Origin of the sequence: Pseudoduganella violaceinigra DSM 15887, from assembly GCF_000425385.1 — a bacterium.
Taxonomy (GTDB): domain Bacteria; phylum Pseudomonadota; class Gammaproteobacteria; order Burkholderiales; family Burkholderiaceae_D; genus Rugamonas; species Rugamonas violaceinigra.
In genome coordinates this window covers 96,597-119,311 of the sequence record NZ_KE384357.1, presented here as the reverse complement: position 1 = coordinate 119,311, position 22,715 = coordinate 96,597, and the positions used below count along the sequence as shown (strand labels likewise).

Annotated in this window: 25 protein-coding genes and 1 tRNA gene; 21 read left to right on the top strand and 5 right to left on the bottom strand. The window is 59.3% G+C overall.

What is annotated here, in order from left to right; all coding sequences use genetic code 11:
* Positions 1-42: 42 nt before the first annotated feature.
* From tilS to H597_RS0120045, 5 genes are all read left to right on the top strand, one after another.
* Entirely contained in the window at positions 43-1,362 is a 1,320-nt protein-coding gene (tilS, locus tag H597_RS31745) for a tRNA lysidine(34) synthetase TilS (protein WP_051293952.1), read from the top strand.
* Between the two features lie 136 nt (positions 1,363-1,498).
* A complete protein-coding gene (locus H597_RS0120060) occupies positions 1,499-2,746 on the top strand; it encodes an aspartate kinase (RefSeq protein ID WP_028103699.1) in 1,248 nt (415 codons plus the stop codon).
* Positions 2,747-2,835: 89 nt separating this feature from the next.
* Positions 2,836-2,928: transfer RNA gene (locus H597_RS0120055), tRNA-Ser, on the top strand.
* 71 nt (positions 2,929-2,999) lie between these two features.
* Positions 3,000-3,359 carry a hypothetical protein gene (locus tag H597_RS0120050; RefSeq protein ID WP_028103698.1) on the top strand — a complete coding sequence of 120 codons (360 nt, stop codon included), beginning with the start codon at positions 3,000-3,002 and terminating at the stop codon, positions 3,357-3,359.
* Between the two features lie 22 nt (positions 3,360-3,381).
* A complete protein-coding gene (locus H597_RS0120045) occupies positions 3,382-3,885 on the top strand; it encodes a DUF2059 domain-containing protein (RefSeq protein WP_035374803.1) in 504 nt (167 codons plus the stop codon).
* A 62-nt stretch (positions 3,886-3,947) separates the two neighbouring features.
* Here H597_RS0120045 and H597_RS0120040 read toward each other — a convergent pair whose 3' ends face one another.
* Positions 3,948-4,826, bottom strand: coding sequence for a LysR substrate-binding domain-containing protein (locus H597_RS0120040; RefSeq protein ID WP_211232071.1), 879 nt, complete (start codon positions 4,824-4,826; stop codon positions 3,948-3,950).
* Positions 4,823-5,833, bottom strand: a complete 1,011-nt coding sequence (locus tag H597_RS31740) for a LysR family transcriptional regulator (protein WP_229632219.1) — start codon at positions 5,831-5,833, stop codon at positions 4,823-4,825. The genes H597_RS0120040 and H597_RS31740 overlap by 4 nt, the downstream gene beginning before the upstream one ends.
* Positions 5,834-5,852: 19 nt before the next feature.
* Between H597_RS31740 and H597_RS0120030 the strand changes: the two genes are divergently transcribed.
* The 4 genes from H597_RS0120030 (at position 5,853) to H597_RS0120015 (ending at position 9,070) form a co-directional block, all read left to right on the top strand.
* Positions 5,853-6,824: a zinc-binding dehydrogenase gene (locus tag H597_RS0120030; RefSeq protein ID WP_028103695.1), complete on the top strand. Its 972-nt coding sequence runs from the start codon at positions 5,853-5,855 to the stop codon at positions 6,822-6,824.
* Positions 6,825-6,946: 122 nt separating this feature from the next.
* Positions 6,947-7,954, top strand: coding sequence for a YeiH family protein (locus tag H597_RS0120025; protein WP_028103694.1), 1,008 nt, complete (start codon positions 6,947-6,949; stop codon positions 7,952-7,954).
* 96 nt (positions 7,955-8,050) lie between these two features.
* The gene (locus H597_RS0120020) at positions 8,051-8,545 is read left to right on the top strand and encodes a hypothetical protein (protein WP_028103693.1); all 495 of its coding nucleotides are present in this window, start codon (positions 8,051-8,053) and stop codon (positions 8,543-8,545) included.
* 9 nt (positions 8,546-8,554) lie between these two features.
* Positions 8,555-9,070: a hypothetical protein gene (locus H597_RS0120015; protein ID WP_028103692.1), complete on the top strand. Its 516-nt coding sequence runs from the start codon at positions 8,555-8,557 to the stop codon at positions 9,068-9,070.
* 24 nt (positions 9,071-9,094) lie between these two features.
* Here the strand turns inward: H597_RS0120015 and H597_RS0120010 are convergent, their stop codons facing one another.
* Positions 9,095-10,081 carry a hypothetical protein gene (locus tag H597_RS0120010; RefSeq protein WP_154668185.1) on the bottom strand — a complete coding sequence of 329 codons (987 nt, stop codon included), beginning with the start codon at positions 10,079-10,081 and terminating at the stop codon, positions 9,095-9,097.
* A 700-nt stretch (positions 10,082-10,781) separates the two neighbouring features.
* Here H597_RS0120010 and H597_RS0120005 point away from each other — a divergent pair.
* From H597_RS0120005 to H597_RS0119980, 6 genes are all read left to right on the top strand, one after another.
* Positions 10,782-11,105 carry an ArsR/SmtB family transcription factor gene (locus tag H597_RS0120005; protein WP_028103690.1) on the top strand — a complete coding sequence of 108 codons (324 nt, stop codon included), beginning with the start codon at positions 10,782-10,784 and terminating at the stop codon, positions 11,103-11,105.
* Complete coding sequence (locus H597_RS31735) at positions 11,102-11,578, top strand: arsenate reductase ArsC (protein ID WP_035374802.1); 477 nt, start codon at positions 11,102-11,104, stop codon at positions 11,576-11,578. Before H597_RS0120005 ends, H597_RS31735 begins: the two co-directional genes overlap by 4 nt.
* Positions 11,578-12,300, top strand: coding sequence for an MIP/aquaporin family protein (locus H597_RS31730; RefSeq protein ID WP_051293951.1), 723 nt, complete (start codon positions 11,578-11,580; stop codon positions 12,298-12,300). Before H597_RS31735 ends, H597_RS31730 begins: the two co-directional genes overlap by 1 nt.
* Before the next feature lie 365 nt (positions 12,301-12,665).
* Positions 12,666-13,325: a glutathione S-transferase family protein gene (locus H597_RS0119990; RefSeq protein WP_028103689.1), complete on the top strand. Its 660-nt coding sequence runs from the start codon at positions 12,666-12,668 to the stop codon at positions 13,323-13,325.
* 175 nt (positions 13,326-13,500) lie between these two features.
* Positions 13,501-13,956, top strand: coding sequence for a hypothetical protein (locus H597_RS0119985; protein WP_154668184.1), 456 nt, complete (start codon positions 13,501-13,503; stop codon positions 13,954-13,956).
* A 752-nt stretch (positions 13,957-14,708) separates the two neighbouring features.
* Positions 14,709-15,269, top strand: a complete 561-nt coding sequence (locus H597_RS0119980; protein ID WP_028103687.1) for a dihydrofolate reductase family protein — start codon at positions 14,709-14,711, stop codon at positions 15,267-15,269.
* A 75-nt stretch (positions 15,270-15,344) separates the two neighbouring features.
* On the opposite strand, the gene H597_RS0119975 is transcribed toward H597_RS0119980, so the two are convergent.
* Positions 15,345-15,845, bottom strand: a complete 501-nt coding sequence (locus H597_RS0119975) for a P-loop nucleotide/nucleoside kinase family protein (protein ID WP_035374800.1) — start codon at positions 15,843-15,845, stop codon at positions 15,345-15,347.
* A gap of 131 nt (positions 15,846-15,976) precedes the next feature.
* Here H597_RS0119975 and H597_RS0119970 point away from each other — a divergent pair, with 131 nt between their 5' ends.
* The 5 genes from H597_RS0119970 to H597_RS0119950 all read left to right on the top strand — a co-directional run bounded on the left by H597_RS0119970 (position 15,977) and on the right by H597_RS0119950 (position 20,928).
* Positions 15,977-16,345 (top strand): nuclear transport factor 2 family protein, encoded by a 369-nt coding sequence (locus H597_RS0119970; protein ID WP_028103685.1) that lies wholly within the window; start codon positions 15,977-15,979, stop codon positions 16,343-16,345.
* A 250-nt stretch (positions 16,346-16,595) separates the two neighbouring features.
* Entirely contained in the window at positions 16,596-17,675 is a 1,080-nt protein-coding gene (locus H597_RS0119965) for an extracellular catalytic domain type 2 short-chain-length polyhydroxyalkanoate depolymerase (RefSeq protein ID WP_028103684.1), read from the top strand.
* A 17-nt stretch (positions 17,676-17,692) separates the two neighbouring features.
* Positions 17,693-18,145, top strand: coding sequence for a hypothetical protein (locus tag H597_RS0119960; RefSeq protein ID WP_028103683.1), 453 nt, complete (start codon positions 17,693-17,695; stop codon positions 18,143-18,145).
* A gap of 167 nt (positions 18,146-18,312) precedes the next feature.
* Positions 18,313-19,980: a sodium:solute symporter family transporter gene (locus H597_RS0119955; RefSeq protein WP_035374799.1), complete on the top strand. Its 1,668-nt coding sequence runs from the start codon at positions 18,313-18,315 to the stop codon at positions 19,978-19,980.
* 15 nt (positions 19,981-19,995) lie between these two features.
* The gene (locus H597_RS0119950) at positions 19,996-20,928 is read left to right on the top strand and encodes a Gfo/Idh/MocA family protein (protein ID WP_028103681.1); all 933 of its coding nucleotides are present in this window, start codon (positions 19,996-19,998) and stop codon (positions 20,926-20,928) included.
* Positions 20,929-20,970: 42 nt separating this feature from the next.
* Here the strand turns inward: H597_RS0119950 and H597_RS0119945 are convergent, their stop codons facing one another.
* Positions 20,971-21,594, bottom strand: a complete 624-nt coding sequence (locus H597_RS0119945) for a cysteine hydrolase family protein (protein WP_035374798.1) — start codon at positions 21,592-21,594, stop codon at positions 20,971-20,973.
* A 98-nt stretch (positions 21,595-21,692) separates the two neighbouring features.
* Between H597_RS0119945 and H597_RS0119940 the strand changes: the two genes are divergently transcribed.
* Positions 21,693-22,634, top strand: a complete 942-nt coding sequence (locus tag H597_RS0119940) for a GlxA family transcriptional regulator (RefSeq protein ID WP_028103679.1) — start codon at positions 21,693-21,695, stop codon at positions 22,632-22,634.
* Positions 22,635-22,715: the final 81 nt, after the last annotated feature.

Sequence of the window (22,715 nt, the reverse complement as noted above, 5' to 3'; positions counted from 1 at the left end):
GGTCGGACACCGCGGGTCTGATACTGGTTTACCGGTTTTGAAATGCACGTCGAACAAATCCTCCAGCAATCCCTCGCAGACCTCCCGCAAGGCCCCATCGCCATCGCCTATAGCGGCGGCCTGGATAGCTCCGCATTGCTGCACCTTGCCGCCACCACCGGCCGCAAAATCTACGCCTTCCACGTCCACCACGGCCTGAGTCCCAACGCCGACGCCTGGGAGGCCCATGCACGCGAACATTGCGGGCGCCTGGGTATTGCCTTCGCCAGCCGCCGCGTCACCCTCGACGACCGCAGCGAAGCCTCCGCCCGCAAGGCGCGCTACGCCGCGCTGGGCGCCTTTTGCACCGAGCATCAGGTCCACCTGCTGCTCACCGCCCACCATCTGGACGACCAGGCCGAAACCGTCCTGCTGCAACTGCTGCGCGGCTCCGGTCCGGCCGGGCTGTCGGGCATGGATGCATCCAATCACGCAGCGAGCCTGCTTGGCACCAATGAGGTGCTGCTGGCGCGTCCGCTGCTGCAGGCCAGCCGCGCGCAGCTGGAAGGCTATGTGCGCGAGCATGGCATCGAACATATTGAAGACGAATCGAACGCCGACCTGCGCTACGCGCGCAACGCGCTGCGCCACGAAATCATGCCCAAGCTGGCGCAAGCCTATCCCGGCTATCAGGAGCGCTTTGCCCGCAGTGCGCGCCACGCGCAATCCGCGCAGCGCCTGCTGACCGAGCAAGCCGACGAGGATCTGCGCGCATGCCTGGCCGGTAGCGATAGCCTTGACCTGGCACGCGTGCGTGCGCTCAGTGCCGACCGCATTGCAAACCTGCTGCGCCACTGGTTCTCTGAACGCGGCATTCGCCTGCCGTCCACCAACTGGTTGGCCGAAATGCAGGAACAGGCCCTGACCGCACGCGATGACGCCAACCTCAAGGTCAGCCATCCCGACTGCGACGTGCGCCGCCACCGCGACCGCCTCTTCCTGGTCGCGCGCAAACCGCAAGCGGAAGAGGGGCAGCGCCACTTCCGCTGGAATGGCGAATCCAGCATCGATTTCCCGGAATACGGCGGCACGCTGCATGTCGAGCCGGCGCCGCAGGGTCTCGATCCCGACTGGCTGCGCCAGCAGCTGCTGACGATCGAGCTGCGCCGCGGCGGCGAAAAGCTGAAACCGGCCCGCAACCGCCCGACGCGCACCCTGAAGCAGCACTACCAGACCCTGGGGGTCCCGGCCTGGGAGCGCGAGCGCTTGCCCATGGTGGGCATCCCCGGCGATATCCTTTATGCAGCGGGCATCGGCATGGATTGCCGCAAACTGACTCCTGGCCCAGCGCTTCGTTTGGTGTTTCGCTGGGAAACCAAATAATTTTTGCCAGCACCTGTCTAGACATATGAACTTATGCCAAATAGGTATGAGGGTATGTACTTTTTGACTTGAGATTTTGCAACGCAGCATGTAGAGTAAAGGGCTCCCTTTATCACATCAATGCGGAAAAATCAGCATGGCTTTAATCGTTCACAAGTACGGCGGCACGTCGATGGGCTCGACGGAACGCATCAAGAACGTCGCGCGTCGCGTCGCCAAATGGCACGACGCGGGACACCAGGTGGTGGTGGTGCCGTCGGCAATGTCCGGCGAGACCAACCGTCTGATTGCCCTGGCCAAGGAAATCCAGAACCCGCCAGACCCGCGTGAACTGGACATGATCGCTTCCACCGGCGAGCAAGTGTCCGTGGGCCTGCTGTCGATGGCGCTGCAAGCGATCGGTAAGGACGCCATTTCCTACACCGGCTGGCAAGTAGCGATTAAGACCGACTCCGCCTTCACCAAAGCCCGCATCCAGTCGATCGAAGACGGCCGCGTGCGCGAAGATCTGGAGAAGGGCCGCATTGTGATCATTACCGGTTTCCAGGGCGTGGACGAGAACGACAACATCGCCACCCTGGGCCGCGGCGGTTCCGATACTTCGGCTGTGGCGATTGCCGCCGCGCTGAAGGCCGATGAATGCCTGATTTACACCGACGTCGACGGCGTCTACACCACCGACCCGCGCGTGGTTTCCGAAGCGCGCCGCCTGAAAGCGATCACGTTTGAAGAGATGCTGGAGCTGGCTTCGCTGGGCTCCAAAGTGCTGCAGACGCGCTCGGTGGAATTCGCCGGCAACTACCGCGTACCGACCCGCGTGCTGTCCTCGCTGACCGATCCGCTGATGGATCTGCAGCAAGAGGCCACGTCGGGCACCCTGATTTCGTTTGAGGAAGACCAAAACATGGAACAAGCAGTCATCTCCGGCATCGCCTTCAACCGCGACGAAGCCAAAATCACCGTTCTGGGCGTGCCGGACCGTCCTGGCATCGCGTACCACATCCTGGGCCCGGTCGCCGAAGCCAATATCGAAGTCGACATGATCATCCAGAACCAGGCGGTCGACGGCAAGACCGACTTCACCTTCACCGTGTCGCGCAACGACTACCAGAAGGCGATGGATGTGCTGCATAACGAGAAGGGCGAAATCGGTCACCACACCCTGGTGGGCGACGCCAAAGTGTCCAAGATTTCCGTGGTCGGCGTGGGTATGCGCTCGCACGTGGGCGTGGCATCGCAGATGTTCCAGACCCTGGCCAACGAAGGCATCAACATCATGATGATCTCCACTTCCGAGATCAAGATTTCCGTCCTGATCGACGAGAAATACATGGAATTGGCTGTGCGCGCACTGCACAAAGCCTTCGGACTGGAAAAAGAGTAAATATTTCCTAAAAAAACTGCTGTATTGCCTTGACCAAGGTGGGATCGGTCATTAATATAGCGGTCGCGTTGACGCAGTAATATCAACGAGGAGACGTGGCCGAGTGGCCGAAGGCACCTCCCTGCTAAGGAGGCATACGGGCAAAACCTGTATCGTGGGTTCGAATCCCACCGTCTCCGCCAGTATAAGAAAAAACGGCCCCGGTAACGGGGCCGTTTTTTTTCGTCCATTTTCAACCGTTCGTGAGAGTTCAATGGCAGTTTCCAAATCCCGTCTCGATGCGTCCCGTTTCTTCCTGCGCCTTGCTATTGGCGGCATGGCTATCCTCATGGGCTTTGAGGCCATCCGGCATTCGGCATTCCCCTCGACGCTCAGCGGCGCCGGTCATTGGGGCCTGCACCTGGCGGAAATGCTGTGCGGTGTGCTCATCATGATTGGCTTACTGATGCCGATCGCCAGCCTGGTGCTGACCTTGGTCGTCGGTATTCCAATCGTGCTCGGCTGGATGCATGGTGCACCTATCCTTGGCAACCTGCACAGCCTGTTCCTGCTGCTGGTCGTGGTGGCCACGGCCCTGGGCGGAGCGGGGCAGTGGGCATTGGGCCGCGATTGAACAAGTCAATAAAGGAATCAATATGAAGTTTATCTCCGCAATTTTGCTGGCTGTATCGCTGGCAGGCAGCGCGCAAGCGGCCAACCCGAATCCTGATGCAGCCCAGGTGAAGGCATCGCACGATTTGCTGGTCGCCATGCAGGCAGAGAAGATGATGCGCATGACCGCAGGCATGAGCCGTTATCCAACGCCTGCAGATCGCGAACGCGTCATGGCCAAGGTGATGGCCGTGCCGGCGGAATCCATCTACAGCAGGCTGGCGGTGCCCGTGGCACGCCTCCTGACCCAGGAGACAGCCCTTGAAATGACGCACTACTACCAGTCCAGCTATGGCCAGAAGGTATTGAACAATATCTATAACAGCGGCGCGCAGCTCTATCCAAGTGTGCCCAAGGCGACAGCAGCGGAGCAGGCTGAAATGAAAAAGCCGGCCTTCATCAAGGCTGACCGCGAGTTCAAGGCGAACGAGCAGGCCATCCATCACGAGACCTTCGTGCTGCTGCAGGCAATTATCAAAGGGAAGTAAAGCCTTTGAAATGCGCGCCTGGCAAAGCTACCGCCTAAAAAATGAAGGGCATTGCGGGCGCGTCAGCCAGTACAAAGCTGCAGGATCGTGCCGATCGCTTCGCTGACATATTTTTGTCGGTTCAGGACGATGTTGATGTTGCGCTTGAGGTCAAGGAAGGGGGCTTTGAGCGGCACGACATGTCCGGCGCTGATTGCATCCTGCAGTTCCAGGCGGGACAGGCAACCTAACCCCAGGCCAGCCTTCACGCATTCCCGGATCGCCGCCGGCTGCTCCAGTTCCAGTGCAATATGCGGCACGATGCCATTGGCGGCAAGAGCGCGTTCAAACACCGTGCGCGTGCCGGATCCGGGCTCGCGCATTACCCATGGCGCGGCCGTAAGATCCGCCGCAGCCAGCTTTTTCCCGGCAAGGGGATGCCCGGCCGGTGCGAAGATTGTGAGCGTGTCTTTTTTCCATGGGAAGGTGAGGAAGTTGCTGTCTTCGACCGGCCCCTCCACAAAGCCCAATTCAATACTGAAGTCGGATAGCCGCGCCAATACCTGTTCTGTGTTGTAGCGCAGTACGCGGATTTGCCCGTTCGGGAATCTGTGCTTGAAGCGCGCCAATACCGGCGGCAGCAGATGGTTGCCGACGGTGACGCTTGCACCGATGCGAATATCAAAAACCGATTTGCCGCCTGCCGCCAGCATCTGGATTTCGCCTGCGCGATCCAGCACCTCCTGCGCACGGTGGAGCAGGATGCGGCCGGTTTCATTCAGCACCAGTTGCTTGCCGATGCGGTCGAAGAGCTTCGCATCCAGCTGTTGTTCAAGGTCCGCAATCGCCATGCTGGCTGCGGCTTGCGTCATTCCGATGGTCTGTGCCGCGCGCGTTACATGCCCGTTCTGGTTGGCGATCGCTACGAATACCTCGAGTTGGCGAAGAGTGAGTCTGATCATGGTTGCTGGCCATTCGGGTTAAAGACATTCTTTTCGCTTGTGCCGATTGTGGACAAGCGCTGCCATAAGCGTTGGGCCACCGGTCCATGTTTTGTCTCGCGCAGGCGCAAGGCATAGTGGGGCAGGGTGGCGCCGCGCAAATGCTCCCCGCACAGCGAAACGAGAAGTCCCCCCTCCAGATCGGCTTGGACCAGGTGCTCCGGCATATGGCCCCAGGCCAGGCCTTGCAGCAATATCTCACGCTTTGTCGCCTGGTCGCCTACGCTCACAATGGGGGCGCCATCCAGTACGTGATAAGACAAGGATTGCCAATCCCGCGCGCCATCGCGAAGAATGCATTGACGCAGCGGGCGCAAGTCTCCTGGTTGCACCTTGGGGTGCGGCTGAAATGGAAGAAGGGCTGGTGCTGCCACAGGAATCACTCGTACATCGAACAGGTGCCGGCTTTCCATTTCCGGACGCGGTTGATCGATATGGTGGATGGCCAGGTCGACCTCGCCTTGCAGCAGCTTGGCCCATGGGGCGCTCAACACATCGTTGTGGAGCACCGGGCGCGTATTCGTCTCGACGCGAAAAAAATCCCCCAAAATCGCCAGCGTGTCGGCTAATGGACAAAGGTCGCCCAGCACGATACGCAATTCGGCCTCCGCGCCGCTGCGCAACTGAAGTGCATGGCTGGCCAGGCCGGCATGGGCACGTACCACGCGCACCGCTTCCTCGCGGAAGGAGACCCCGGCAGGCGTCAGGGTCACGCGGTAGCCGCCACGGTCAAGCAGCGCCACACCCACCGTATCTTCCAGGTTTCGAATGGTAGCGAAAACCGCCGTATGGGATTTGTTGAGGAGCTTCGCTGCGCTGGCGTAACTTCCTTCCGCCGTCAGCGCAAGGAAGCACTCGAGCTGGTGCAGGCTGGGTGTGCGAGACATATTCAGTTTCTTGAAACAGGATGGTTCGAAATCGCCAATATCTTCGACGCTGCGATCGACATAAGCTGCAGGCTTCTTCAACTTTGTTTCAGGAGCATATATGCGCGCAATCGTACGTCACCAATTCGGCGGTCCCGAAGTTCTGATCGAGGAGGAGCGCCCACGCCCGCAGCCGGAGCCGGGGCAAGTTCTTATCCGGGTTCGTGCTTTCGGCTTGAATCACGCGGAACTCTACATGAGGCGTGGTGAATGGGGAAGCGTGGCATCGATCAGCGGGATCGAATGTGTTGGAACTGTGACCGAAGATCCGAGCGGCCGCTTGCGGCCGGGGCAAATGGTATTGGCTGCCATGGGGGGAATGGGGCGCGCGCTCCCCGGCAGCTACGCCGAATTCGTCGCAGTGATGCAGGCCAATGTGGTTGCTGTCGAATCGGACCTGCCTTGGCAGCAATTGGCCATGGTTCCGGAGTCTTACGGCGTGGCCTGGTGTTGCCTGAACCAGTGTCTGGGTTTGAAGGCGGGCCAGCACTTGCTGGTTAGGGGCGCAAATTCAGCATTGGGGCGGGCCGCGCTCGACCTGGCCCGCTTCATGGGACTGCGCGTGACGGGCACCACCAGGGATGCCGGGCAAGTCCCGGCGCTTACTGAACTTGGGGCGGAGCGCGTTGTCATTGCAGGTGTTTCGCTGGGGCGCGAGGAAGAGGGGCGATACGATGGCGTACTGGATTTGCTCGGAAATACCAGCTTGCGGGAGTCTTTACATCTTGCGGTTCCGGGCGGACGTGTATGTCTCGCTGGTTTTCTCGCAGGACTCGCACCGGTTGATGCCTTTAACCCTCTGGTGGATATGCCATCCACAGTTCAGCTAAGCTTTTTCGGAAGTTTCAATTTCGGCGAGGCGGGGCATCGGATGGACGCTATCCCGTTTCAAGACATTGCCGATGCAATGGCGAGTGGAAAGCTGCGCGGCCGGCCGGCGCGGACCTTCCGTTTTGACCAGATCCGGGAGGCGCATGCTCTGATGGAGTCCGGCGATGCGCATGGAAAGCTGGTAGTGCTCGCAGACGGATAAGGAGGGGGTAGTGGATCCCGTTTCCTGGATAATTACTTTCAGTGATGATTTCAATATAGATCATTTGTTTTACTAATGATATGCCGGGTCTTAGCATGCTATCCAATTGATCGGAGAAGCATATGAAGCAAGGCATGAAATTTATGTTTGGAGCGGGGACGCCTTTCGTGTTGGCCGCTGCGGCAACAATGGCGCTGCCCGCGCTTGGATTGGGGCGCTACGGCATCAGCGCTCTTACCCTGGCTTTGCTGGCTGGCGCGCTTTTGGGAAACCTCCTTCCGGCATTGAGCGCTGCTCCTCTGGTGCCGGGCTTGCGCTTTGTTCAGCGGCGCGTGCTGCGGCTTGGCGTCATGTTGTACGGCCTGAATTTGAGCGTGGCGCAGATCGTCTCCGCTGGCAGCAGGGGTATCTGGATCGACCTGGTCATGGTCTGTTCGACGCTGGCGCTGGGCTGGTTCGTGGGCACCCGTTTGCTGGGATTGGATCGGGAGACGACGCTGCTTGCTTCAGCGGGCAGCGCTATCTGCGGGGCGGCGGCGATTGTCGCCACGGCGCCGGCGCTGAAAATGAGCGAGCAGCGCGAAGTCGCCGCAACTGCGTCGGCAGTGGCAGCGGTAATCGTTTTCGGCACGGCCGCCATCTTTATTTATCCCACACTGTACGGCTGGTGGGGCGGGAATCCTGCCGGTTTCGGCGCATATATAGGTTCAACCGTACATGAAGTGGCGCAGGTCGTTGCGATCGGCAACCTCATTGGCGGGGATGCGGAACGGGTGGCGGTGATCGTGAAGATGCTGCGGGTGGTGATGCTGGTGCCGTTCGTGCTGTTTGTGGGAAGCCGCTTCGCTGCCCGCACGAGCGGGGCAGACCTTGCGGTGCCAGTCCCCTGGTTTGCATTCGGCTTTCTTGCCCTGGCAGGAGTCAATTCGTTGCACTGGATTCCAGCGGCATCGACCGACGCCCTGAAGTTGTTTGGAACGTTCTGCCTGACGGCGGCAATGGCGGCCTTGGGAATCGACACCAACCTGGCGCGGTTGCGGCAGTCGGGCCTGAAGGTGTTCGCGCTCGGATTGCTGCTCTTTGTTCATTTGCTGGTCGTTGGCGGGGCGGTCAACTTCTGGTTTGGCTAGCCATGCCCGCCAATCGCCGCTGATGTACTTGCTTGAAATAAATAACTGTATATAATCACAGTATTTACAGCAAACCAACAAACGGAGGCCGCAATGATGGATGATCTGATCGAAGTCGAAGAAGACGTGCTGGTGCAGGAAGACCGTCTCTGGCAAGGCAATGGCTGGACCGCGCGCGTCATCAAGAATGAAGACGACGATGGCTGGGCTGTCGCCATGATCAAGGATGGCGAGGCCGAGCCCGCGCTGGTTGGCCCTTGGACCATGGGCCGCGACAAGAAGAATCCCAAGCCGCTCGACGTTGGCGCTTTCAACACCCTCGTGAAGACCGCTTCCGAAGTGATCCGCCGCCATGAACAGCAACTGCACGCCCAACTGCACAAGAGCGTTCGGGTGCATACGGTGGGTGCGGCCTACGTCACGGTCAACCTGGATATCACGGCGGATGAAGACGATCCTTATGCGACCTTGACCGCCATCGACCCGTTTGGCGAAGAACTGGCGCAAGTGCGCGTGGCGCCAAACTTCAAGCTGAGCGTGGCAAGCGCCACTGCCTGGATGGAGTCGGGCTATCGCAAGCCTTCAGCTTAAGCTTCGCCGATGAACGCGGAAGAACTCATTGCACAATACCTTTCTGATGATGGCGCCATCGCGCCAGGGATTGCGCTGATAGCGGAGAGGGCGCAGGTGAGGCAGCAGGTCTACAAAGCCCTGTTAGCCAGCCCGCGAAGGCCTTTCCACGGCCTGCTGCGCCATCTTTTTCAGGAGGAGATCAAGTATCGCAACGCGCTTTGGAGCGGGGACGTTGAAGATGAGGACGACCACTTCGAGGGTATTTATAGATGCGCTTTCCTGCTGGGTGGATGTTCCGACCCGAGCGACACGCTGACCCTGTGGGAGGCTAAGCACATCAATATGGATGTAGGCTGCTCGATGGGCGCGGAATACTTCATTGGGGCTGGCCTGGACGAGACACTGCGTTTTCTGGAGCAAAGCAGCGCTGCGGAGGCGTCGCAGGTATCCGAGTACGTTCGCGGCTGGTTTGCACAGTCCAATGCACTAGAGTGGCAGAAGGCATGGGGCGATGAACGTGCCGATGACATACGCGAGCTCTAAACGGTCGGTCGGGCCACATGAGAACTACGTCGTGCTTTCGTTATCTGCTGTGGGTGCGACGAACACGGGAAGCGCGTTGGCAGGCGGGCGATAATTGGCCGACAGTTGATTGATAAGGTGAATCTCCCAGTCCAGATTACGCTCGGCGCCGTTGGTCTGCTTACGGAATCGCGCGTTGCGCTCGCACTGCTTCGGATTGTTCTCAAAATGAACGTAATTTACCGGCAGCTTAGGCCCCAATCGTTCCTGAGTTTTGAGCTTCTCTGCCTCTTGGGTGAGCATGATGTCCGACATCACAATGTTGGTGCCGCTCGAGGCTTCTGCGCGGACTTGGTGAAGCTGATCCCAGTTCTTGCCTATATCGTCGTACTCCGTGTAGCCCAGCGCAGTACATTCACCTTGCTTGGTCGATTTGCCGCTTCCGGGTAGTCCGACCATTGCCACCACGTGCCCCTTACCTTGGCTCGGATTCACCCTGCATACAGCTCTATTGAGATAATCGGAGGGTGTCATGGTGTACAGCTGCTCCATTTGATCTTTCACACCATCTATGTCTCTTAGGGTTGGACACGTGGGGAGCTCGCTGTGCAGCACCTTCAGCTGCGATTGCAGCTGTTGCATCTCCGTAGTGCGGAACTGATCGACAGACATCGCATCGGCTCCCATTCCAAGCAACGGTTGATCGCTATCGCCAGGCAGCGCCGGACAGCGATTGCGCCGCAAGGTCGGCGTTGCACTGCCTGGCGCGATAATGGCACTCAGAGCCAGGAAGAAGACAAGCCATTGGAGCGTACCCCATTTTGGCGCGGGGCTTGTGCCGGAATTGCGCTGGGCTGCCGCATCGTGGGCCCGCTGCCGCGCGCGGGCGCCCTGTTTTTTTGCCGGAAGCTGTTGCTGTTGTCGTTGCTGTTTCAGGAACCGCACTTGCGCCTTGCTCGATTGCTTGCCGGATTTGCTTTGGCTGTGTGGATTGCGGCTTAACTGCAGTGCGTTGTACTGTCGCGCAATCATAGGACCTGGCGCCGGGGGCAGCACGGACTTGGCATGTGGCTGGACTGCGCTGTGCGGGCTGGCAAACTTGTTGGCGGCAGCCGGAACCAGTGGACGTTGTGGTGTAGCGAAGGACGCTTTTCGGGTTGCGGATGCAACCGCAGGCGCGACGACTGCGGGCCGGGATATTGTAGGCGCGACGATGGGCGCAGCCTTCCGTTGCACGGCCTGCGGCCGGGACTGCGCCAGAAGGGATGCCGGCACGTCTACGGTGTTCCTGGGCGTTGGCAGAAAAACTGCAGGAACTTTAGGGATAGTCGGTGTCGTCGCAGGCGGTGGCGCACTTGCGCGTGCCTGCACAGCACCCATTACAGGTGGACGCCGAGGGAGAGTTGCAGGCTGAGGCGCAGCAAACGGCGTTCGAGGAACGGTGTACATGCTCTCCTCCATGGAGGTTGGGCGTCGCAGTTCAGATCTGATCGTACAGTAGGGTCTTGCCAAAGTGGGGTTGGCCGATTTAACAGAGCCGCGGACCGCCGTGAGAACGCTAGGAGCACCCCCATGCGTAGTGTTCCTCAGAACGTCATTAAGCACAAGGTCGGTTTACCGGGTCCAGCAGCTGAACTTGGGTCATCAACACGTTGCATTATTTTGACATTACTTGAAATATCATAGTATCGTGCGATAATCAGCCTACTGAGCAACGGCAACGTTAATCCCCATGAAAAGCAAAAGCATCGTCGCTGCCCTGGCAGCTTTGGCACATGAGTCACGGCTCAGCACGTTTCGGCTTTTAGTCCAGACAGGGCCGCAAGGCCTTGCCGCTAGCAAGATCGGCGAGCAGCTGGATATCGCCCCGTCGTCGCTGACGTTTCATTTGAAGGAGCTGTCCAGCGCTGGGCTTATCGAAGCGCGCCAAGATGGTCGCTTCATCATCTACAGTGCGAACTTCGACACGATGAACGGCTTGCTGTCCTACCTCACCGAAAACTGCTGCGGCGGCGAAAGCTGTACTTCATCCACCATTAAGTCCTGCAAACCATGAACGTTCTGATTCTGTGCACTGGAAATTCCTGCCGCTCAATCCTTGGCGAAGCCACTTTTAACCACTTGGCGCCAGTCGGCTGGCACGCCATCAGCGCAGGCAGTAAGCCTGCTGGTAAGGTCCATCATCGCTCCCTGGCTTTGCTCGAACGCGAAGGCATCTCAACTAAGGGTTACCACAGCAAGTCCTGGGACAACTTGCCGGTGACACCGGATATCGTCATCACGGTTTGCGGTAGCGCGGCGGGTGAAACCTGCCCAGCTTATCTTGGGCCAGTGTTGCGCGCCCACTGGGGCGTAGAAGACCCGGCCCATGCGACTGGCACAAATGAAGAAATTGATGCGGCCTTTATGGCCGCATACCGAATCCTGCGCAAGCGAATTGAAATGTTCTTTGCCTTGCCGCTGGAGGAAATCAAGCATGACCGCGCCCGCATGAAAGCGGAACTTGATCGTATCGGCGAGGTAGTGTGATGACGCTTTCTCGACGCCTCGTCGCGGAGGCCCTTGGCACCATGCTACTGCTGGCCGTCGTGGTCGGGTCTGGCATCATGGCGGAACGCCTTGCCGGCGGCAACATGGCAATTGCGCTGCTGGCCAATTCGCTTGCTACTGGTGCTGGCCTGGTGGCGTTGATTCTAATGTTCGGCACCATCTCGGGAGCGCACTTCAATCCTGCGGTCACGCTGTCCGAAGCCTGGCAGCGCAACCTGCCCGCTGGCGAGGTGTTGCCCTACATTTTCGCGCAGGTAGCGGGGGCATTTTCTGGCGTCGCAGCCGCCCACGCCATGTTTGCTGAACCGACCTTCTTCGCCTCCGTGCATGTCCGCGGCGGTGCTGGCCAATGGGTGAGTGAGTTCATTGCCACCTTCGGCCTAATCGGAGTCATCATCGGATGTTCGCGCAGCAGGCCCGCCATCACGCCTTTTGCCGTGGCAGCATACATAACATCGGCTTACTGGTTTACGGCTTCGACATCGTTTGCCAACCCCGCCGTCACGTTGGCTCGGGCGGCGAGCAATACCTTTGCCGGTATCCGTCCCATTGATACGCCAGGTTTCATCCTGGCGCAACTGGCAGGCATGATTGCGGCGACCACAGTGTTCTGCTGGCTATATCCTCACTCGAAAGCCGATACGACCGTGGCCGGAACCGTAGCTCCTGGCGATTTCGCTGAAACCCTCAACAAGCACTAAAAAATACGACCTTCTCCGATTTGGTGTGGGCCAGTTTGCTCTATCCATATCCTTTGATGCGAGCCGGACTAAGATTGCTCACAAGCCTGGAGCCTGCAAAACCGAGCGCCACAGGCTCGCTGTACATTTCGGTTGATGCCATGCAGACGAGGCAATAACTAAGATCAAGTTATGTCTCACCGTGCTCAGCCGCGGCATATGGGGAACACCTTAGCGCTGGATCCTCAACTTCAATATATGAGATCAAGTTTGAGCCGACACAATTTAAAGTCGGCTTGTAAGGCGGACATGTCGATCTGGCGCAGGGCCATTCGTCGTAATTACTGAAGGGGGCCTCGGTTACCCGTGACTATCAGGAGAATGCAATGACTGTTACCATTACTGCCTTCGAACGCTCGCCGGACGGCGGCATGGGGCTGGCGCGCGATACGCGGGTTCGCTGGGCGCTTGAAGAAACCGGCCAGTCTTACGCGGTGCGTCCAGTTTCGTTCGCCGCGATGAAGGAGCGGGCGCATCTGGCCATCCATCCTTTTGGACAGATACCGACCTACGAAGAGGACGGCCTTCAGCTCTTCGAATCGGGCGCGATTGTTTTCCATATCGCCTCGCATCATCCGGGCTTGTTGCCACAGGATGCCGGCTCCAGGGCGAGGGCCATCACTTGGGTTTTCGCTGCACTTAACACGGTGGAACCACCGATCCTCGAGCTAGTCACCGCAAAATTCCAGGAAGGGAACAAGCCGTGGAGTAAAGAGCGACTGCCCTTGATCGTGGATCGTATCCGTCATCGGCTGGCGCAACTCTCGGCACGCCTGGGCGATGCCGAATGGCTGGACGGTGAGTTCAGCGCGGGCGACCTGCTTATGGTGTCTGTGCTGCTCAGGCTGAAGCCATCGGGCATCTTGCATGAATTCCCCCGTCTTATGGCCTACGTTGCCCGCGGCGAGGCGCGTCCCGCGTACAAACGCGCCTTCGCGGCCCAGTTGGCATTTAACACGGCCGAGGCATCTGCCGGTAAGACTTGAGCGAATGATATGCTGACGCGCCGTCAGGCAAGATACAGTCCACTTCACTATATCGAACTCAATAATGTCTTTAGTCTTGCTGCTTCTGGGACTGCTTTTCCCAATAACTAGCTGGGTTACTCTTGGACTCAGCTTACTGGCGGCGCGTTCCGGGCGCCACGTATCTGGCGTGTATATGCCGTTCATCGGACCTTTACTCCTGAGTAAATGCTTGGTCGATGCATCGCAACCCCGATGGACGCTCATACTTCCGTGGGTTTTCGATATCGGCACCTTGTGTTTCCTCTGGGTTCTACCGCGCCTGTTCATGGCGTCTTGGCGAACGAGTAGATTTACGAGGCTTTTCAAGCTGATAGGCGTCGACGGAATTCAAACTGTCGAAATCACTTTCCATCGCGGCGGCCATTATCTATTAAAGAAGCGGTGGAATCGCCCGCACGGCGAGGCGGGGATTGTTGCGCAGGGAGAGGAAGGCAGCTATTCGCGTCAAGAAGACTTTCTGAGTCTTTGCAGCGAGGCCGGACGTCTGCGCCAATTGGCACTTAAAGGAGCCGCTTATGTCGGCACTGACTCCGGCAGCGTTGACGATTACCAGATTGAAGGAATGCAGCTATATGAGGCTCGCAACTAGAGCAGGTCACAAAGGCAGTCGGCATACTTTCTCGCCGTTGCGCATGTTATATTGCCAACCTCGCGCCGAAAGGCGGCGGTGATTCGTTCAAGTTCAAAGTCGCTCCGGCGAATTTGATATTTCACGAAGTGACGGACTTGGTGCTATCTGTCGACTACGCGGCCGCTACAGCAGCGTTTCAAGCTATGACAATTCACGAGATTCAAAGAAGCGTCATAAGCTACCCGAACGGCTACACGTCATTCAGCTGGAAGATCGAAATCAACTGGTCCCCGAATAGCCTCATTTCATTTCAAGCGAGCGGGTTCACTCAGACACTGAGGGGCGAGGCCACCATCGCTGGCAAGCAGTCTTTGTCTCCATCGCAGAGACATTCAGCACGGGTAACGTAGTGGCGCAAACATGCGCCCTCTCGTATGCAGCCCCTCTGTTTTCGAAAATCTGGTCGAATAAAATCATATGAAACTTCATCTTCATAGTGCGCCGATGACCTTTGCCGCAGGCTTTGCCTCAAGTGCTGGTGCGGCTGATCGCGCCGATTCTTTTCTCTCCTTTCTACCGGCCGCAGTTGCGCTTTGCCGGCGCCAAAGGAGAGCTTACTTGCGCTATCGCGATCCCCGAACCACAGGACAAGGTTGAACCAGGGCAGACGGCGGATGTTACATTGAGCTGTATTGAAGACTTGTCCTCATCGCTCGCTTGACGTCCGGTGCTATCCGGCCAACGGGCTGTCTACTTCGAAGGATACTCGCATGGGACTGCTTACCTTCAGCCTCAATGTTACCCTGGATGGCTGCGTCGACCACCAGGAGGGAATTGCCGACGACGAGACGCACGCCTTCTTCACCCGCCTAATGGACAAGAGCGGGGCGATGCTATGGGGCCGTGCCACATACGAGATGATGGAAAGCTACTGGCCGGCAGTCGCGCGCGGCGATGTGGAGGCACCGCCGGCGCTGCTCGAATGGGCGCTCAAGCTTGAGACCAAGTCGAAATACGTGGTGTCGTCAACGCGTGCGGACTTCCCTTGGACGAACAGCCATCACATCGCTGGCGACCTGCTCACGGGTGTGCAAATGCTCAAGGACGCGACCCCGGCTGGGGTGCTTCTCGGTAGCGGGAAGCTGGCGACCGAGTTGGACCGGCTGGATCTGATCGACGAGTACATCTTCCTCGTTCACCCGAGGATCGCCGGCCACGGGCCGACCCTGTACCAAAGCGGCTTACCCAGCACAAGACGGCTTGCATTGGTCTCGGCGAAGCCGCTTAGCAACGGCGCGGTCGCCATGCATTACCGGCGTGCGCTTGGCTAATCATGATTTGCGGGGGAACCCTCCGGCGCCGAACCAGCGTGTGCGGCGAGGGCCTGGTGGAATCCTGAGCAAGCTTCAACGGATCTCGAGTGCCAAAAGCTCGTCTTCCGATGGGCGCTCAAAGTATCCCTCCATCGCTGAGAACATGGCCGGCGTGACGTCGAACGAGTAGCTTGCGCCTTTCTCGACGTTTCTGCGCAAGACCCGCTGTCTGCGCGTCTCCAGATCGGCATCGATAAAGTGGAATACCGCGGTATATCCGGCTTTCTCCACCTTGGTTTTGATGGCCGCCCGCTCAAGCTTCTGCAACAGGCCGAGCTCTAACACGACGGCGGTCCCCGTTCCAAGGATTTGCTCAGCAACCGACCAGATCTGCGCCTGGCACCGCGCCACGCGGGGCATTATCCAGGCAAGATCCATGCTGTCCGGCGCATCGCTGGCGAACAAGGCCAGCATCCATTCGTCAATGGCGAATCGAACGCCGTTCGTCTCCGCTGCCAGCGTCCTTGCGAAGGTGGACTTCCCGGCGGCGGTGGGCCCAAAGACAAGATGAGCGACTTGCTGATGAGTATTCATATCTGTAATGGATTCCTAAATGTTTGATTTATACTTGAGTAATCAAGCATAAATCAATTATATTGCTCTTGCAAGGCCGAGTGGCTGGCCAGTAAGCAATTAACGTACTTGGAACGGAGGACGATGTGGAAATGGACTACTTGAAAACGATTGAACCGTATGAGGAAGCGCTGCGCACGGCAATGTTATCCAATGATGTCGATGCGCTTGAAACACTGCTTGATGACGCTCTCATTTTTATCGGACCGACTGGCGATCAGGTGTCCAAAAGCGATGATCTCTTTTCGCATCGGAAGCGGCGCTTGAAGTTGCAAGCCTTGAGCGTCCTGTCGCTGCAGGCCGTTCCGCTCGATACCTTCATCTTTACGGCCATGAAAGCCGCTCTGGTCGGCCATTTCGATAGCATGGCGATCGATGGCACATACGCCTATACCCGTCTATGGAAACGCGATGGCGAGCGCTGGCGTATCGTTGCGGGGCAGGTTGCCCGCGTCGGATAGGGGCCTGCGCCAGCAGGTGTACTTCAATCAGCATCAGTTGTCATGCGGTGAGAAAAGTTCATGCAGCGCGTGACAAAGCGCGCAACTTTGCCGCATGGCCGGCTGCTAAGCTGGGCGCAGCCGCAACTGTTCTCAGTCAATGAGTTTGCGCGAGCTCAATTGCCAATATCCCACGCGCAGCTATAGTCGCCTGACGCCGTCGCGGCGTTTCCCCCATTCAATCAACAAGTTGCTCATTAGGAGGCTCAGCATGGTGGCAAGCTCCAGCAGCAAGATTGTCCAACTCGGCTCGTACAAGGCATCCAGGCGAAACAATTCGATCTCCGGCTTATCGTCGGGGGCCTTCATGACGGTGCAGTTGCACCTCGCTCATTCGGCGAGCTTTGCGGGGGCGGGCATCATCGCGGGTGGGCCTTTCCGGTGCTCGGAGACTTTCCGCTCGTCGGCCTTGATGACCGCGGAAGATGCATGCATTGAGAACTCCCTGTATATCTGCATGAATCCCCTGATTCCACAGGTGTCGCCCGATGCGCAAAGGCTGGCCGAACTGGCCCATGAAACCGCAAGGGCCGGGAAGATCGACGAGGTCGCGAACCTGGCCGATGACAGGCTTTATATTTTCACCGGCAGCCAGGATGATGTGGTTGAATCGGATGTGGTGTCGCGGACGCGCAAGTTCTACGAGCTGCTGGGCGTGAAGCCTGCGAACATCGTCTACCATGACAGCGTGCCCGCGGGGCACAGCATCATAACGAACAATCCCGAGGATTCGGAGCTTGCCACCAACCAGCCGCCCTATATCAACAACGGCGGGTTTATGCAGTCGCATGACATCCTGCGTCATATTTACAGCGATGTGCGGCCGGCGGCGGAGCATCTGGCGGGAGAGCTGCTTCGCTTTGACCAGACCGAGTTCTTTGCCGGCGACGAAGACCGGGCCAGCATGAGCCGCTTCGGCTACATCTACATCCCATCGAATGTCGTCGCGGGCCGCGCGAAGGAGCCCCGGGTGCACATCGCCCTGCATGGATGCAAACAGGGCTACAACTACACCGATTACGTCAACGGCCGGGCGGACATCGCTAACCAGCCGCCTTACGGCAACCGCTATTTCACCACCACCGGCTATAACCACATCGCCGAAAGCAATGACATCATCGTGCTTTATCCGCAGGCGGAAGGCACGGACAACGGCGAGATCCAGAATCCAGACGGTTGCTGGGATTGGTGGGGCTACACCAGCCGCAATCCCGAGGTTCCCGATTATTATTCGCGCGAAGCGGTGCAGATCAAGGCGATCCACGCCATGCTCGACCGGCTTTGCGCCTGATTGCTATTGGAGACGATATGAGCAAACTTCCCATTTCCGTCGGCATGAATTCCATCGATAAGCCTGGCGAATCCAAGGCGCTTGTGCCGCTCGATGGCGCGGCCAATACCGGCACCCTGATGCAGCGCCAGGTAACGCGCATGCTGCACAATGGCATGCTGTCGGCGGGCCTTGTCACCCGCATCGGCGACCCTGTGGTGTGGGGCGAGTGGATGCAGCTGCAGGCGGCGGTCATGCGGCGCCTGAACCAGCAAAACCTGAACTGGAGCAAAGGCTGCGAAATCCTGGCCAACGACGCGGCGCAGATCCGCCATGCCAATACCATGTCCAAACTGGCGGAGAAGCAGTGCAATCTTGTATCGCAGTGGGCGCTCTTGTTGTCCAGCCAGACCACTGACCTGGTCACACTGATGGAAAACATCCACGTCGATTACGGCTATTGGGCAAGTCAGAAATTGCGCCCGTCCTGACGATAGGCTGAAGGGGGCCGGCTTCGGCTGGCCTCACTGAGCTATCCCAGAATTTCATAGCAAAGCATCGTTTCCTCATAGCTTAGGTATAGCCTTTCCGATAATCTTGAGGATATTCGATAAAAAGCGGCCATTGCATCCGCGTGGCCGCAATAGAGACGCCGCCTATGAAAATCACCAACCTCGATTCCGTCGTATTCCTTGTCTATTTCGCCGTGGTCGCCGCCTACGGCATCTGGGTGTACCGGCGCAAGAACAGCAGCTCCGGCTCAGCTTCACGCGACTACTTCCTGGCCGAGGGTTCTTTGACCTGGTGGGCCATCGGCGCGTCTTTGATTGCTTCCAATATCTCCGCAGAGCAGTTCATCGGCATGAGCGGCTCCGGTTTCAAGATCGGGATGGCGATCGCCGTCTATGAGCTGATGGCGGCGGCTACGCTGATCATCGTGGCGGTCTTCTTCATGCCGGTCTACTTGAAAAACCACATCTACACCATGCCGCAGTTCCTCGAGCAGCGCTACGGCAAGGGCGTGGCGACAACCATGGCGCTGTTCTGGCTTGGCCTGTACGTCGTGGTCAACCTGACTTCGATCCTCTATCTGGGCGCGATCGCGATCAGCAGCATCTCCGGTTTCAGCCTGGGCGCCTGCATGCTGTTCCTGGCCGTATTCGCCACGGTGATCACGCTGGGCGGCATGAAAGTGATCGGCTATACCGATGTGGTCCAGGTTCTGTGCCTGGTGATCGGCGGCCTGGTGACGACCTGGATCGCGCTCGACCTGGTGGCGGGCCTGGGTGGGGGAAAGGGCGCTTTGCATGGTACGGTCGAATTGTTCGCGCGCGCCCGCGGCCACTTTGATATGGTGCTGTCGCGCGACCATCCGAGCTATATGGACTTGCCGGGCCTGAGCATCCTGCTTGGCGGTATCTGGATCGCGAACCTGAATTACTGGGGCTGTAACCAGTACATCACGCAGCGTGCGCTGGGCGCCGACTTGCCGACCGCGCGCAAGGGCTTGCTGTTCGCCGCCTTCCTGAAGTTGCTGATGCCTGTCATCGTGGTGCTGCCTGGGATCGCCGCGTTTGCCCTGGACCAGGCCGGGGCGCTGGGCGGCGCCATGCGCGCCGGCGGCGAGCTGAATCCCGACCGGGCCTATCCAACCCTGCTGGCGCTGCTGCCGGATGGCCTGCGCGGCGTGGCCTTTGCCGCCTTGACAGCGGCGGTGGTGGCATCCCTGGCGGGCAAGGCGAACAGCATTGCCACCATCTTCACCCTGGATATCTATCGCAAGAAGTTCGCTCCCGAGGCGAGCGAGGAGCGCATGGTCTGGGTCGGGCGCGTCACCGTGGTGGCGGCCATGGCGATTGCCGTGGTGATTGCACCGATGCTTGGTATCGATAAGAAGGGCGGCTTCCAGTACATCCAGGAATACACGGGCTTCGTGTCGCCGGGCATCCTGGCCATGTTCCTGCTTGGCTTCTTCTGGAGGAAGGCCAGCAATGCGGCGGCCATGTTCGCGACGGTCGGGGGGCTGGTGTTTTCCATCGTCCTGAAATTCCTGCCCACGATGATGGACCTGTCATTCCTCGCGCCGATCGGCTTCGCTTCCCTGAACGGAAGCGGCGTCTACGAAATCCCGTTCATCGACCGCATGTTACTGGTGTTCTGGGCTGTGGTGGCTGGCATGGTGCTGATCAGCCTTGCAGGCCAGCGCGATGGTGCGGGCAAAGCCTTGGTCGTGGAGCATCGGCTGTTCCGTGTCGATCGCGGGTTTTCTGTCGGTTCCGCCGTAGTGTGCATCCTGCTCGCTGCCATTTACGGCACGATGCGGTAACTGGAGACATCGTTCATGGCGACGGTATTGAAAATTGGACTGGTCGGGCTGGGAAAGATAGCTCTCGACCAGCATGTCCCTGCGATTCGCGGCAACAAGGGACTGGAACTGGTGGCGGGATGTTCGCCATCCAGTGCGCCGGAGGGTATTCAGCGCTATCCGGATATGGCTTCCATGCTGGCAGCCCATCCTGACATCCAGGCGCTGGCGATATGTACGCCGCCGCAGGTGCGGCATAAGCTTGCCTTGGAAGCGATTGCGGCGGGTCGGCACGTCTTCCTGGAGAAGCCGCCAGCGGCGACGCTGGGTGAGGCAGCGTCCATTGCGGCGATGGCTGCGCGCCATGGCGTGACCGCGCTGGCAGGCTGGCATTCGCGCTTCGCCCCCGGCGTTGAGAGTGCGCGCAACTGGATGACGGCACGGCGCATCAAGTCCATCCAGATCCAATGGAAGGAAAATGTGCGCCAATGGCATCCTGGCCAGAAATGGATTTTCGAAGCCGGCGGCATGGGAGTCTTCGATCCCGGTATCAATGCCTTGTCGATCCTGACCCATTTGCTGGATGGCCAGGCGCTGGTGCGCAAGGCGGCTTTGCATGTGCCATCCAACTGCAGTGCGCCGATCCGCGCGGAGCTGGAGATGGTGGGCGAGGGCGGGGTTCCAATCGATGCGCAATTCGATTTCCTGCAGCTGGGGCAGCCTACCTGGAGCATTGTGGTGGAATCTGAAAGCGGCGACAGCATGGCCTTGCACCTTGGCGGCCGCATCATGGAAGTGAACGGGAAGGTCGTGCAGGATGAACCGGAGCGCGAATACCCGTCGATGTATGAGCATTTCCTGCGCCTGGTGGAAGCCGGCCGCTCGGACGTCGACCTCGCGCCGCTGCAGGCGGTTGCCGATGCCTTTCTGGTCGGGAATTTGTCCAGTGCCGAACCGTACTTCGAGTAAGCCCGTTGCCGGCTCGCTGGCGCCGGCAACGGGAATCGCAGCTTACTTCGCCAGGGTTTCACGGGCACGTGCATTGGACAGGACGATATTGTCCTTGTTCAGGGTACGGCCGGTATTGACCGCGTCGGCCCATTCGCGCGTCGTCGTCACGGCGGCGAAGTTCGAGTGCAGCACCACGCTGAAGATGCGGTGGATCTCTTCCGCCGTGGCCAGGCCAGCCGCGTTTTCGTAGGGCAGCGAGCCGGTTGCGTCGGACAGGTACTCGACCGCCAGGCCCATAAGCGCCGCTTCGATGGCGGTGGAGGCATTGCAGTTGTGCGTCATGTAGCCGGCGATGGCCAAGGTATCGATCTGCTTGTCCCTGATCCATTGCGCCAGGTCGGTACCGGCGAAGCTGCTGGCCAGCTTTTTATTGATATGGTGGTCGGCGCCCAGGGCGGCGACCTCTGGATGCAGCTGCCAGCCGTCCGAACCGACGGCGAAAATCGGCGCGCCGACCGGCGTGTCGTGCTGCACCACGACGACCGGGATGCCGCTTTCGCGCGCCACCTTCATGGCCTGCACGATATTTGGCAGCGATTGTTCGACCGGCGGGTATTCGATCGGCAGCTTACCGGTGAAGTATTCGTTTTGTACGTCGATGACGATCAGGGCGCGGCGTGGCATGGTGTGTTCTCCAGTTGGGTTGTCGATGGAAGACATTGTGCCGCCGCCACTGGCACCGCAACAGTGGCCCAAGAGACAACATGCGATATAATCGGGCCATGAGAAAAAAAGTGGCCATTATCGCCTTCGACGGCATTACCCCGTTCCATCTGTCCGTGCCTTGCCTGGTTTTCGGGGGCACGCATGCCGAGTCGCTGTTCGAGGTGACGGTGTGCGCCTCGGAACGAGGGCCGATGCGCACGACGGCGGGTTTCGAGATTTCGACCGGCAAGAGCCTGCGGGCACTGGCCGGGGCGGACATCGTCATCATGCCGACCTGGCACGACGACTGCCGCCCGTCGCCGCCGGCGCTGCTGCAGGCGCTGCGCCGCGCGCATGACCGTGGCGCGACCATTGTGGGCCTGTGCCTGGGCGCTTTCCCGGTGGCCGAGGCGGGACTGCTTGACGGGCGCACCGTCACCACGCACTGGGCTTTTTCCGATAAGCTTGCGCAGCGCTGCCCGCAAGTGCGCGTCGACGAAGACGTCTTGTATGTGGATGAAGGCGATGTGCTGACGTCGGCCGGCGCCGCGGCCAGCCTGGATTGCTCGCTTTACCTGCTGCGCAAACTGCTTGGGGCCGATTACGCGAACATGGTGGCGCGCCGTCTGCTGGTGGCGCCGCACCGCGAAGGCGGGCAGGCCCAGTTCATCGACCGGCCGGTGCCGGCGACCGCCAGCGACGGCCGGCTGGCGAAGGTGATGGAGTGGGTGCAGCACCGTCTGGCCGAGGAACACAGCCTGGATGCGCTGGCCGAGCGTGCCTCCATGAGCCGCCGCAACTTCACGCGCCACTTCCGCCAGGCCACAGGCACCTCGTTCAAGCAATGGCTGCTGAACCAGCGCCTGACGCACGCGCAGCGTATGCTGGAAACCAGCGGCGCGTCGATCGAAGCGGTGGCGCAGGCGGCGGGCTTCGGCAGCGCCATCTCGTTAAGGCAGCACTTTCGCGCCACCTTTCAAAGCTCGCCGTCCGCCTACCGCAAGCTATTTGACGCCTGACATCTCCGGCAGGGTATGCGCGATGCCCTTGTGGCAGTTGCGGCATTCGAATGCCTTGCTGGCCTTCAGGCGCCGCCATGC